The following is a 12,325-nucleotide window of genomic DNA, read 5'->3' on the forward strand; positions in this document are numbered from 1 at the left end:
GGTGGCCGGTGGTGCTGGAGATGAGGGGGGTACGGGGCGGGCGGAGCCGGGTCCGGGCCAGCTCGGCGGCGAGGGGTGGCAGGGCCGGTGCCATCAGGGGGGAGTGGTAGGCGCCGCCGACCGGGAGTTGCCGGGCCCGCAGCGCGCCGAGGACCTGCGCCCGCTCGACGACGCGCCGTACCGCCGGTGTGTTTCCCGAGACCACCGCCTGGCGGGGGGAATTGACGTTGGCGACCGTCACCAGGTCCGTGTCGTCGCAGGCCTCGCGGCACACGCCGCGGACCAGGTCCAGGGACAGCCCCACGATCGCGGCCATGGACCCGGGGGACAGGCGGGCCGCGTCGCGCATGGCCCGGCCCCGGCAGGAGACGAGCCGCAGTGCGGTGTCCAGGTCCAGGCATCCGGCGGCGTACAAGGCGGTGAACTCACCGAGGCTGTGCCCGGCGACGTACGCGGGCTGCCAGTCCTGGGCGCGCAGCCGGGCCAGTGCTGCGGCCGACCAGACGAAGACCAGGACCTGGGCGATCTCGGGGTCGGTGAGGGTGCGGGCGTCGGCCGTGGACATCAGCTCCGCGACCGGCAGGCCCGTGACCTCCTCGGCGCGGGCGACGACCTGCCCGGCCTGGTCCCCGAACCGGTCGAGCTCCCGGCCCATGCCGGGGAACTGGCTGCCCTGCCCGGGGAAGACGAAGGCCGTGGGGAGGCCGCTCATGGCGTGCTGCCTCCGGGCTCCTCCGGCGTGCGGGCGGCGGCCCATGCGGCGGCCATGTCGTCGCCGAGGTCGTGTGCGCCGCCCACCATCTCCAGCCCGCGGGCGGCGGCCCACTGCCCCAGTGCGCCGTGGAGGCGCACCGGCCAGGTGGCTTCGCCGGGGGCGACCTCGACCTCGATGTCCTTGAAGGACGTGTCCACCGGCAGTCCTCCGACGGCTTTGATGACGCCTTCCTTGACACCGAACGCCTTGCCGAGGAGCCGTTCGTGCGGTGTGTCCGCGTCGGCGCGGTCCTCGGCGGTGCGGCGTTCGGCCAGGGTGAAGACGCGTTGCAGAAGCTCCCCCTTGGTCCGGGCGACCGCCAGGTCCCATCGGCACATGTCGACCAGGTCGATGCCCGCCGCATGGACGTCCTGGGGCATCGTGGCGCGAAGAATTTCTGACATTTCCATCGACGACTCCTGTCGCTGCGCGATGGTCGGGGAAATTGAAGAACGGGATAAGAAGCAGAATTCGAGAAAGAATTCAGGCCTTCCGGATGGCTGCCGGTTTCCCGTCTCGAGAGTGAAGTTAGATTCCGTCCCGTATCCGTGTCAACCGATCTGTGGCTGTTGTCCCCTCTTCTTACTGGGCGTGAAAGTCCTCTTTTCCGGGGCGGTAAGAAGTGGCAGAAGTATGTAAGATTTGGCAGCTCAACGTCATGGTGGCAGGCGCTGAGTAGTTGCTTTCGAAGCCTTGTTGACGGGCCTATCCGTATCTGCTTAGCCTGCTGATGTCGATGCGGCTCAGTTCCGCATTTCGGCGCTCGTCGAGGAATTCGACATTCCTCCGGGCCTGCCTTTTCTGAACCCCCCGTGAGAGAAGAGAGGCGTCATGCCGCGCTGGGTTGAAACGGTTTCCGCCATCGAGGGCTGGAACCACATCGATACGACCGCCCGTGTCCGCTGGGGCGAATGCGATGTGCAGGGCCATGCCTACTACGCCAGCTACGTTCCCTGGTTCGACCTGGGCCGCGAGGCGTTCGCGCTGGCCGTGGGCGTCGACTTCTGGAACTACACCATCACCACGACGAACTTCCGGGCGCGCTTTCACGAGCCGGCCAAGTATCTGGACGACCTGACCATCCGGACCTGGGCGATCACCCCGCGGCGCCACCTCGAGTGCCACTACGAGATCTACCGCACGAACGGCGGACGCCTCCTCGCGGAAGCCCACTCGGTGCACTCGCTCGTCGATCCCGCCACCGGCCGGCTGATGCGCGCCACCGACGAACTCCACGACAAGTTCGAGGAGTTCATGGAGCGCCGCCGTGCCGAGGCGGCCGCCGCCCACGCCTGACCGTCACCACCGGCGGGCAGCCGTGCCGTCCGCCTTCTCCCTCACCGCCGAACGCCCCCAGGAGGCAAGGCATGACTTCCCCCGCCCTTGAGCAGCTGCGTGCCGCGCTGCGAGGACAGTTGATCACTCCGGCGGATCCGGAGTACGACACCGTGCGCCGTGTCTTCAACGCGATGATCGACCGCCGGCCCGCACTCATCGTGCGCTGCCTCGGCACCGCCGACGTTCTCGCTGCCCTGGCCCACGCCCGCGAGGTGGGCCTTCCCGTCGCCGTGCGTGGCGGCGGGCACAGCATCGCCGGCCACGGCACCTGTGACGGCGGGCTCCTCATCGACCTGTCGCTGATGCGCGCGGTGCACGTCGACCCCGCGCGCCGCACCGTTCGCGCCCAGGCGGGGGCCACCCTGGGCGATGTGGACCGCGAGTCCCAGGTCCACGGCCTCGCCGTGCCCAGCGGTCAGGTCTCCGAGACCGGCATCGCGGGCCTCACCCTCAGCGGCGGCATGGGCATGCTCCAGAGGAAGTACGGCCTGACCTGCGACAACCTGCTCTCGGTGGACATGGTCACGGTGAACGGGGAGCTGGTGACCGCCAGCGCCGACGAGAACACGGAGCTGTTCTGGGCCCTGCGCGGCGGCGGGGGCAACTTCGGTGTCGTGACCTCCTTCGAGTACCGGGCCCATCCGGTGGGTCCGATGATGCTGGCAGGCATCGTCGCCTACCCGGTCGAAGAGGCCCCGGCGGTCCTGGAGTTCCTGCACCAGGAGATCGCCGGCACACCGGACGAACTGAGCACCGACGTCGTCTTCCTGCGGGTGCCGCGGCTGGAGTTCTTCCCCGAAGAGCACCAGGGCCGGCCCGTCGTGGCCTTCTTCCTGCGCTACGCCGGTGACGTCGAGGAGGGTTGGGAGGTGGTGCGGCGCTTCCGCGAGTTCGGTGAGCCGCTCATCGACGCCATCGCCCCGATGCCGCTCGTCCAGGTCCAGTCGATGCTGGACCCCGCCAACCCGCGTGACCACCAGCAGTACTGGACCAGCGAGTTCCTGCCGCAGTTCGGCGTCGCCGAGCGGGAGACGGTGGCGCGCATCGGTGCGGACCTCCCTTCTTCCGAGACCGCGCTCCAGGTCATCCCGTTCGACGCGGAGCCGACCCGGATCCCCGCCGACGCCACCGCCTTCGCGCACCGCGAGGAGAGCTGGCTGATCCACATCGTGGGCCAGTGGGCCGACCCGGCCGACAACGAGCGGTGCCGCGGCTGGGTGCGCGAGGCGGGCGCCGAGCTGCGCGCCTTCGGGACCGGCGCCGCCTACCTCAACCTGCTCAGCGAGGACGACGCGGACATGCGGGTCAGCGCGTTCTGGAACGACGCCCGGCTGCGGCGCCTCGCCCGGGTCAAGGCCCAGTACGACCCGGACAACCTGCTCCGTTTCAACCACAACATCCCGCCCGCCCCGGCCGAGGACGAGCGGTGAGCACCCGCACGGCCCACCGGCGCGTACGGGTCGCCGTCGTCGGCGCCGGCTTCGGGGGACTGGGCGTGGCCATGGCCCTCAAGCGGGCCGGCCATGACGACTTCGTCGTCCTCGACAAGGCTCCCGGCATCGGCGGCGTCTGGCGGGACAACACCTACCCCGGCGCGGCCTGCGACGTACCCGCATCCCTCTACTCGTACTCCTTCGGCCCCCGCTACCCCTGGTCGCGGCGGTACGCCCCGCAGGCCGAGATCCTCGACTACCTCCGTTCGTGCGTGGCCGCCCACGGTCTGGACCCCCATCTGCGGCTGGGGCAGGAGGTCACCGACGCGGTCTTCGACGAGGACCGGCTGCTGTGGCGGCTGCGTACGGCGGCCGGGGAGACGATCGAGGCGGAGGTGTTCGTCGCCGCCTGCGGCCAGCTCAGCCGGCCGGTCGTGCCCCGCATCCCCGGGGCGGAGCACTTCGGCGGACGGGCCTTTCACTCGGCGCGCTGGGACCACGGCCACTCGCTGTCCGGCCGGAGGGTCGCCGTGATCGGCACGGGCGCCAGCGCCCTGCAGATCGTTCCGGCCATCGCCGACGAGGTGGAGCACCTCACCGTCTTCCAGCGCTCGGCACCCTATGTCGTGCCCAAGTGGGACCGCCCACTGCCCACCTCCCGCCGCGGGCCCCGCCCGGTGCGGGACGTACGGCACAAGGCCGCGCGGCTGGGCTGGTGGCTGTTCAACGAGTCACTGGTCAGCGGGCTGACCCGGCGCCGGCCCACCGTGGGGCTGACCCGGCGCGGCAGCCAGGCGCAGCTGACCAAGCAGCTCACCGACCCGGCGCTGCGGGAACAGCTCACGCCCACCACCGAGATCGGGTGCAAACGGGTGGGCATCTCCAGCGCCTACTACCCGGCGCTGCAGCGGCCCGACGTCACCCTCGTGACCGAGCCGATCACGGAGATGACCGCAACCGCGATCCGCACCTCGGACGGCGTCCAGCACGAGATCGACACCATCGTGTACGCGACCGGGTTCACCGCCGCCGACTTCCTGGGCCCGCTGCGGGTGCGCGGACGGCACGGCGCGGAGCTCTCGCACCTGTGGAGCGAGGGGGCCCGCGCCCATCTGGGGATGACGGTGCCGGGGTTTCCCAACCTGTTCCTCGTCTACGGACCCCACACCAACATCGGCGCCGGCTCGGCCGTCTACATGATCGAGAGCCAGATCCGCTACATCAAGGCGGCCGTCCTCGAACTGGCCAAGGGCACCCGGGCCTTCCTCGAAGTGCGCCCCGAGGTCGCCGAGGCCTTCGACGCCGAGATGACGCGGCGGACGCGGCGCTCGGTGTGGGCGACCTGCACCAGCTGGTACCGGCACTCCTCCGGCCGGGTGACCAACAACTGGCCCGGCCAGACGGTGGAGTACCGCCGCAGGACCGCGCGCCTCAACCTGGCCGACTTCCGCTCGGCACTGCCCCGGCAGCGCCGGCCGTGACCTCGTGTCCGTCTCCCTCACCGCAAGGAACGCCATGACCCCGCACCAGGAAGAACCACCCCCCTCGCAGTCGCAGGCGGACTCGGAATCCCTCCTGAACACGCTGCGCGAGCAGCGCTTTCCGCCGCTGGAGAGCGCCGACGTCCCCGAACTGAGGCTGCTGGTCGGCCGGTTGCGCCAGGCCCAGGGCCCCGCGGAACCGGTGGCCCACGTCCTCGACACCTTCGTGCCGGGACCGGCGGGCATGCTGCCGGTGCGGGTGTACCAGCCGGAGCAGCGCTCCGGGCCGCGTCCGCTCCTGGTGTTCTTCCACGGCGGCGGCTGGGCCGCGGGCGATGTCGACCTGGTCGACCGGCCGCTGCGCCGGCTGGCCAACGCGACCGGTGCCGTCGTCGCCAGCGCCGGGTACCGGCTCGCCCCCGAAACCCAGTTCCCCGGGCCCGTGCACGACGCGTACGCCGCCCTGTGCGCGCTCGCCGCACGCGCGGCCGCGCTCGGCGCCGACCCCGGCCGCCTCATCGTCGCAGGCGAGAGTGCCGGGGCGAACCTGGCCGCCGCGGCATGCCGGATGTCTTATGAGGAGGGCGGCCCGCGCCCCGCGCTGCAGATTCTCATCTGCCCTCCGCTGGCACCCGCGCGGCACACCCACTTCGCCTCCTACCGGGAAAAGGCCGAGGGCTATCTCAACACCCGCGCCGCGATGGAGCGCTTCTGGGACCTGTACGTGCCCGATGCGGAGGTGGCCCGCAGCCCGCTGGCCGCCCCGCTCCTCGCCGACGACTTCTCCGGACTGCCCCCCGCCCTCGTCCTCACCGCCGAGCACGACCCCCTGCGCGACGAGGCGGAGGAGTACGCACGGCGTCTGGAGCGCGACCAGGTGCCCGCGACGCTGAGCCGGATACCCGGAGCACTGCACATCTTCTTCCTGCTCCCCCACCTCACCGCCTTCCAGATGGCGCTGCGCGACATCGAGCACGCCGTGCGCAGTTGCCCGCCCACCGCGCCGCGAACGTATCCGGGCCTCCGGCGCCCAGGCGCGGCGTCATGACCACCCCCACCCGGCCCTCAGGAAGGGGCAAAGGCATGCACCACCGCCACATCTACCTCGACGGCACCTGGACCGACTCCACCTCGCGAAGCGACATCGACGTGATCGAGCCGGCCACCGAGAAGGTCATCGGCTCGGCACCGAGCGGCACACCCGAGGACGTCGACGCCGCGGTACGTGCGGCACGGCGGGCCTTCGCCGACTGGGCCGACACGCCCGCCCAGCGCCGGGCCGCGTATCTGCGCACGGTGGCCGACGGCATCGAGCGACGCGGGCCGGAGCTCGCCGAGCTGATCGCCCGTGAGGTGGGAACGCCGATCGGCTTCGCCCGCATCGCCCAGGTCGGCCTCGCGGCCCTGGCCTTCCGCACCGCCGCGGAGGTGGGCGAGTCCTACCCGTACGAACACCACCAGGCACCATCGCTCCTGATCCGTGAACCGTTCGGCGTCGTGGGCGCCATCACACCGTGGAACTACCCGCTGTACCAGGTCGCCGCGAAGGCCGCCTACGCGTTGGCGGCAGGCAACACGGTGGTGCTCAAACCCAGTGAGATGGCGCCCCTGAGCGTCTTCGTCCTCGCTCAGATCATGGACGAAGCGGGTCTCCCCGCAGGGGTCTTCAACCTGGTGAGCGGCACCGGGCCGGTGGTGGGGCAGGCGCTCGCCGCGCACCCGGACGTCGACTTCGTCTCCTTCACCGGCTCCACGGAAGTCGGCAAGACGGTCAGCCGGGCCGCCGCCGGCACGGTCAAGAGGGTCGGCCTCGAACTCGGCGGCAAGAGCCCCACGGTGATGCTCCCGGACGCCGACGTCGCCGATGTCGTGCCCCGGGCCGTCGCCGCCGCCTTCCTCAACAACGGGCAGACATGCTGTGCCCTGACCCGCCTCGTGGTGCCCCGCAGCCGCAAGACCGAGGTCGAACAGGCCGCTGCGAAAGCCGCCGAGGCGACCAGGATCGGTGACCCCCTGCTGCCCGGCACCCAGCTCGGCCCGCTGGTCTCCGCCGGGCAGCGCGACCGGGTGCGCCGCCACATCCAGCGGGCACAGGGCCAGGGCGCCACCTTGATCACCGGCGGGGCGGAACCCCTTGAGGACCTGCCGCACGGGTACTACGTCCGCCCGACCGTCCTGTCCGACGTCACCACCGCGATGGACGCGCAGCACGAGGAGATCTTCGGCCCGGTGCTGGTGATCGAGTGCTACGACGACGAGGACGATGCCGTCACGCTGGCCAACGCCACGCCCTACGGACTCGCCGCCGCGGTGTGGTCGGCGGACCGGGACCGTGCCCTGGCCGTGGCCCGGCGGATCCGTGCCGGACAGGTCGAGGTGAACGGTGCGGGCTTCAGCCCCCGTACCCCCTTCGGCGGTTACAAGCAGTCCGGCAACGGCCGTGAACACGGCGTCCTCGGCCTTGAGGAGTTCCTCGAAGTCAAGTCCGTCCAGCTCTGATCCCTCAACCTCCCCCGCACAGACAGGAAACCCTTCCCATGCTCCGTACCATGTTCACCTCCAAGATCCACCGTGCCACCGTCACCCAGGCGGACCTCCACTACGTCGGCTCCCTCACCCTGTGTGCCGACCTCATGGACGCCGCCGGCCTGCTGCCGGGCGAGAAGGTCGACATCGTCGACATCAACAACGGCAACCGGCTCTCCACCTATCTCATCGAAGGACCCCGGGGCTCCGGCGTGGTCGGCATCAACGGGGCCGCGGCCCGGCTCATCAGCCCGGGCGACCTCGTGATCATCATCGCGTACGGGATGGTCGAAGCCTCGGAGGCCGCCAAGGTCGAGCCCAAGGTCGTCTTCGTCGACGCCGACAACAAGGTGGTCTCCCTCGGATCCGATCCGGCCGAGGCGACACCCGACGGCACCACCCTCCGCGGCGACCACATCTTCGTCGACTAGCCCTTCCTTCCCGCGACTGCCACCGGGGCGGGGCCGCGACCTGACGCCGGCCCGCCCCGGTGGCCTGCACAACCACCCCGGAGGAAAGAGATGTGCGGAATCACTGGATGGGTGTCGTACGACGGTGACCTCACCGGACGGCGGGACCCGCTGGAACGGATGACGGCCACGATGACCGGCCGCGGGCCGGATGCGGGCGGCATCTGGATCGAGGGGCACGCGGCCCTGGGCCACCGCCGGCTGTCCATCATCGACCTGGCCGGCGGTGTTCAGCCGATGACCGCCGCCACCGCTGACGGCACGGTGGCACTGACCTACAGCGGCGAGGTATACAACTTCCGCGAGCTGCGCGCCGAACTGCGCGCCCGCGGCCACCGGTTCACCACCGCAAGCGACACCGAGGTGGTGCTGCGCGGCTACCTGGAGTGGGGCGACGCCCTGGTCGAGCGCCTCAACGGGATGTACGCCTTCGGTCTGTGGGACGGCCGCACCGAACGGCTGGTCCTGGTCCGCGACCGGCTCGGGGTCAAACCTCTCTACTACCACCCCACACCGGACGGTGTGCTCTTCGGCTCCGAGCCCAAGGCGATCCTCGCCCACCCGGACGTCCACGCCGCCGTGGGCCTCGACGGGCTGCGAGAGATCATGCTCGGCGTCAAGACGCCCGGCGTCGCCGTCTGGGAGGGCATGCGCGAACTTCCGCCGGCCCACCTGGCCGTGCTCGACCGGTCGGGGCTGCGTGAGCGCTCCTACTGGCAGTTGCGGGCCACCGAGCACACCGACGGCCGTGAGGTCACCGCCGGCCGCTTGGCCGCCGTGCTGGAGGGCTCCGTGCGAGAGCAACTGGTCGCCGACGTACCGCTGTGCACCCTGCTCTCCGGCGGCCTCGACTCCAGCGCCATCACAGGGCTGGCCGCCCGGGAACTCGCCTACGGCGGCGAGGCACTGCGCTCCTTCTCCGTCGACTTCGTCGGCCACCAGGAGCATTTCGTCCCCGACGGACACAACGTCAGCCCCGACACCGCCTTCGCCCAGGCCGTCGCCGATCACGTGGGTGCCCGCCACACCAACCTGGTCCTGGACCCGGCGGCCCTCGCCGACGAGGAGGTGCGGCGCGCCTGCGTGGCCGCGCGGGACCTGCCCGTGGGGCGTGGCGACATGGACCACTCCCTGCTCCTGCTCTTCCGTGCGGTGCGCGCGCACTCGACCGTCGCACTGTCCGGGGAGGGCGCCGACGAGATGTTCGGCGGGTACTGGTGGTTCCACGACCCCGTGATCAACGCGAGCGCGGGCTTCCCGTGGCTGACCGCCGCCACCGGCGCTGTCCGGCAGGAGCGCGGTTTCCTCGGGGAGGATCTGCGCAGGGCCCTGGAGATGCCGGAGTTCGCCGAACACCGCTACCGCGAGGCCGTCGCCGCCACCCCCTTCCTCGACGGCGAGGACGCGGACCGGCGCAGGGCCCGTGAAATGCTCTACCTGCACCTCACGCGGAGCCTCGGCGGGATGCTCGACCGCAAGGACCGCCTGAGCATGGCTGCCGGCCTCGAAGTCAGGGTGCCGTTCTGCGACCACCGGATCGTCGAGTACGCGTACAACATTCCCTGGCCCCTGCACGTCTTCGACGGGCGGGAGAAGAGCATCCTGCGCGAGGCCACCCGCCATGTCGTGCCGGAGGTCGTCCAGCGCCGCACCAAGAGCCCGTACCCCATGACGCAGGACGTCCGCTACGTCGAGGCGTTGCAGCGGCAGGCCCGGGCGGTCCTGGGGGAGCGGGACGCGGCGGTCTTCGCCCTGGTGGACCGCCAGGCCGCGATACGTGCCGCCGACACCCCCTGCGGCGCCTCCGCGAACGCGCCCGGGCAGCGCCTCCTGCTGGAGAAGCTCCTCGACCTGCACGTCTGGCTCGACCTGTACAAGCCCGACCTGGTGATGTGAGGAGGAAGCAACCCCGTGTGCGGCGGGTATGAGGAAGGCCCCGGTTCGGCTGAACCGGGGCCTTCCTCGTGTCCCTGCGGGGTTTACTCGTAGAGCGATTCGTACAGCTCGCGGAAGCGGGCGTGCACGACGGGGCGGGCCACCTTCATGGAGACCGTGAGTTCTCCGGTCGCCATGCTGAGGTCACGGTCGAGTACGTGGAACGCCTTGGCGCGGAAGTATTCCTGCAGGGTGGCGTTGGCGCCGTCCAGTGCCCTGCCCAGCTCCTCGATCAGCAGCGGATGGGAGGCCAGGGCGCGCGGATCCGTGGGCAGAGCCCGTTCGGCGGCCCACTGCGCGGCGTGTTCCGCGTCCAGGGTGAGCAGGGCGACCAGGTGCGGTCTGGCCTCTCCGTAAAGCACGGCCTGCGAGATGAGGGGGTGGGCCCGCAGTTCCCGTTCCAGGGGGTGGGGGGTAACGGCCATGCCGTTGGAGAGCTGGATGAGTTCCTTCTTGCGGCCGGTCAGGTGCAGATAGCCGTCCCGGTCCAGTTCGCCGAGGTCGCCGGTGTGCAGCCAGCCGTCACGGACGGCGCCGAACTCGCCCTCGTCGTAACCCCAGTAGCCGTGGAAGACGTGGTCGCCCTTGATGAGGACTTCGCCGTCGTCGCTGATGGCTATCTCGACACCGGGCAGGGGTTTGCCGACGGTGCCCAGACGGTTGTCGTCGGGGGAGTTGGAGGTCGCGGCGGCCGCGGTCTCGGTCATTCCGTAGCACTCGACCAGGGGAAGCCCGCAGCCGACGAAGAAGGAGAGGATGTCCGGGGAGACCGGCGCTCCCGAGACGGTCGCGCGGCGCAGATTGCCGCCGAAGCGCTCGCGTACTTCGGCGAAGAGGGTGCTTTCGGCGTGGTCGAACCACTCCTGGAGTTCGGCCGGTACCCGTTCGCCGGCAGCCCGCATCCGCCGCACGCGCAGGCCGGTGCGTGCGGCGTCGATGAGCTCGGTGCGCTCGGATGGGGAGCGGGAGGCGAGGACCGATCGGTAGATCATCTCCAGTGCCAGGGGAACGAGCGGGACGATGGCGGGTGCCGCGGCCCGCAGCTCGGCCGGCATGGTGTCGGGTGAACTGCCGTGGAAACTGGTGAAGGTGTATCCGGACCACCAGCTGAGCAACTGCATCAGGAGCGCGATGGTGTGCGGCCCGGTGACGACGAAGATCGTGCCGTGTGAGGTGTCCGGCGAGCGCCGTGGCGGCGAGGGGTGGGCCCGCAGGACCGCCACGTAGTTGCCGTGGGAGAGGGCACAGCCCTTCTTCGGGCCGGTGGTTCCGGAGGTGTAGATGATGACCAGCAGGTCGTCGGGTGTGACCGCGGCGCGACGTCGGGCGAGCGTGGCGGCGGGCACCGCGCGGATGCCGGCCCTGCGGAGTTCGTCGAGGGTCGTCGGTGGGTCGGTGGAGGCGGGGTCCTCGTCGATGACGATGATGTGGCGCAGCCCCGGCAGCCGGGGCAGAGCGGTGCGTATTTTGGCGAGCTGCTCACTGTCCTCGCAGATCACCGCCTTTGCGTCGCAGTCGTTGATGACATGGACGACCTCTTCGGGCACGGTGGTGGGAAGCAGCGACACCAGGACCAGGCCGCAGGAGGCGGCGGCCAGGAGGGCCAGGGTCCACTCGGGGCGCAGCCGGCTCTGGATCGCCACCCGGTCGCCGGGGGCGAGGCCCAGTGCCAGCAGCCCCCGGGCGATCTCGTCGGTGGCTTCGTGGGCTTCGGCGAAGGTGAGGTGGCGCGGTGTTCCCTCCGGGGTGCGCCAGCGCAGGGCCGGGGCCTGGGGCCAGCGTTCGGCGCCGCGTGGTGCGAGGTCCGCGAGGGTGAGGGTGGTGCTGGGCATGGTACTTACTCGCCTCCGGGTGTGCGGCGGTAGGCAGCCTGGGTTTCCGGCTGGGTGTCGAGCATGTAGCCCTTGCCCCACACCGTCTTGATGACCAGGCCGAGCGGGGCGAGGCGTCGGCGCAGCCGCAGGACGCGTACGTCCAGGGCGTTGCGGCGGGGCATCTCGCCCTCGGGCCACATCCGTCGTGTCAGTTCCTCGCGGCCGACGGTCGCGCGGTAGGAGTCGAGCAGCATGCGGGCCAGATCGGCTTCGCCCTGCCCGAGCGGCACTGCCTGATCGGCGAAGTGCAGGATCCCGTGGTGGTCGAGGACCGGGTCCCGGGGTGCTGCCCGCACTTGCAGCGCGGCCTGGCGTGCCTGGAGGTCCTGGGGATCGGCGGGTGTGCGAATCCAGTCCTCCAGCTGGTCGACGCAGTGCGGGGGAGGTGAGGTCGGCGCGACGAGGAGCAGGCGGGGAACGCCTTGGGCCCGGCACTGGTCGAGCTGGTGCGACTGCTCGGGCCAGCGCAGGACGCGCACCGCGGTGGGCGGGGTTCGCGTTGCCGTGCCGGGGG

At 70.9% G+C, this 12,325-nt stretch carries 11 protein-coding genes; 7 read left to right on the forward strand and 4 right to left on the reverse strand.

All coding sequences use genetic code 11. The features are described 5' to 3' along the window. Together A8W25_RS30075 and A8W25_RS30080 are read right to left on the reverse strand one after the other, a co-directional pair. On the reverse strand, positions 1 to 712 hold a 712-nt coding region (locus tag A8W25_RS30075; RefSeq protein ID WP_067167547.1), incomplete at its 3' end, for an ACP S-malonyltransferase. Then, entirely contained in the window at positions 709 to 1,158 is a 450-nt protein-coding gene (locus tag A8W25_RS30080; RefSeq protein WP_158942809.1) for a 4'-phosphopantetheinyl transferase superfamily protein, read from the reverse strand. The genes A8W25_RS30080 and A8W25_RS30075, both read right to left, overlap by 4 nt. A gap of 427 nt (positions 1,159 to 1,585) precedes the next feature. Here A8W25_RS30080 and A8W25_RS30085 point away from each other — a divergent pair, with 427 nt between their 5' ends. From A8W25_RS30085 to asnB, 7 genes are all read left to right on the forward strand, one after another. Beyond that, positions 1,586 to 2,050 (forward strand): acyl-CoA thioesterase, encoded by a 465-nt coding sequence (locus A8W25_RS30085; RefSeq protein WP_067167551.1) that lies wholly within the window; start codon positions 1,586 to 1,588, stop codon positions 2,048 to 2,050. 71 nt (positions 2,051 to 2,121) lie between these two features. After that, positions 2,122 to 3,522: an FAD-binding oxidoreductase gene (locus tag A8W25_RS30090; RefSeq protein ID WP_067167553.1), complete on the forward strand. Its 1,401-nt coding sequence runs from the start codon at positions 2,122 to 2,124 to the stop codon at positions 3,520 to 3,522. After that, entirely contained in the window at positions 3,519 to 5,006 is a 1,488-nt protein-coding gene (locus A8W25_RS30095) for a flavin-containing monooxygenase (RefSeq protein ID WP_067167554.1), read from the forward strand. Before A8W25_RS30090 ends, A8W25_RS30095 begins: the two co-directional genes overlap by 4 nt. 34 nt (positions 5,007 to 5,040) lie before the next feature. Then, on the forward strand, positions 5,041 to 6,054 hold the full coding sequence (locus A8W25_RS30100) for an alpha/beta hydrolase (RefSeq protein WP_067167556.1): 1,014 nt from the start codon (positions 5,041 to 5,043) through the stop codon (positions 6,052 to 6,054). Positions 6,055 to 6,089: 35 nt separating this feature from the next. Next, on the forward strand, positions 6,090 to 7,505 hold the full coding sequence (locus A8W25_RS30105) for an aldehyde dehydrogenase family protein (RefSeq protein WP_067167557.1): 1,416 nt from the start codon (positions 6,090 to 6,092) through the stop codon (positions 7,503 to 7,505). Positions 7,506 to 7,543: 38 nt separating this feature from the next. After that, a complete protein-coding gene (gene panD, locus A8W25_RS30110; RefSeq protein WP_067167559.1) occupies positions 7,544 to 7,963 on the forward strand; it encodes an aspartate 1-decarboxylase in 420 nt (139 codons plus the stop codon). Positions 7,964 to 8,053: 90 nt separating this feature from the next. Beyond that, positions 8,054 to 9,898 carry an asparagine synthase (glutamine-hydrolyzing) gene (gene asnB / locus A8W25_RS30115; RefSeq protein WP_067167560.1) on the forward strand — a complete coding sequence of 615 codons (1,845 nt, stop codon included), beginning with the start codon at positions 8,054 to 8,056 and terminating at the stop codon, positions 9,896 to 9,898. Positions 9,899 to 9,981: 83 nt separating this feature from the next. On the opposite strand, the gene A8W25_RS30120 is transcribed toward asnB, so the two are convergent. Together A8W25_RS30120 and A8W25_RS30125 are read right to left on the reverse strand one after the other, a co-directional pair. Beyond that, on the reverse strand, positions 9,982 to 11,769 hold the full coding sequence (locus A8W25_RS30120) for an AMP-dependent synthetase/ligase (protein WP_067167561.1): 1,788 nt from the start codon (positions 11,767 to 11,769) through the stop codon (positions 9,982 to 9,984). A 5-nt stretch (positions 11,770 to 11,774) separates the two neighbouring features. Next, the coding region (locus A8W25_RS30125; protein WP_158942811.1) for a winged helix-turn-helix domain-containing protein at positions 11,775 to 12,325 on the reverse strand (551 nt) is incomplete at its 5' end.

Source organism: Streptomyces sp. ERV7 (assembly GCF_001653515.1).
Lineage (GTDB): Bacteria > Actinomycetota > Actinomycetes > Streptomycetales > Streptomycetaceae > Streptomyces.

Excerpts from the sequence above, each read along its gene's own strand:
- A8W25_RS30080 (WP_158942809.1), bottom strand. The coding sequence starts at position 1,158 with ATGTCAGAAATTCTTCGCGCCACGATGCCCCAGGACGTCCATGCGGCG.
- A8W25_RS30085 (WP_067167551.1), top strand. The coding sequence starts at position 1,586 with ATGCCGCGCTGGGTTGAAACGGTTTCCGCCATCGAGGGCTGGAACCAC.
- A8W25_RS30090 (WP_067167553.1), top strand. The coding sequence starts at position 2,122 with ATGACTTCCCCCGCCCTTGAGCAGCTGCGTGCCGCGCTGCGAGGACAG.
- A8W25_RS30100 (WP_067167556.1), top strand. The coding sequence starts at position 5,041 with ATGACCCCGCACCAGGAAGAACCACCCCCCTCGCAGTCGCAGGCGGAC.
- A8W25_RS30105 (WP_067167557.1), top strand. The coding sequence starts at position 6,090 with ATGCACCACCGCCACATCTACCTCGACGGCACCTGGACCGACTCCACC.
- panD (WP_067167559.1), top strand. The coding sequence starts at position 7,544 with ATGCTCCGTACCATGTTCACCTCCAAGATCCACCGTGCCACCGTCACC.
- asnB (WP_067167560.1), top strand. The coding sequence starts at position 8,054 with ATGTGCGGAATCACTGGATGGGTGTCGTACGACGGTGACCTCACCGGA.
- A8W25_RS30120 (WP_067167561.1), bottom strand. The coding sequence starts at position 11,769 with ATGCCCAGCACCACCCTCACCCTCGCGGACCTCGCACCACGCGGCGCC.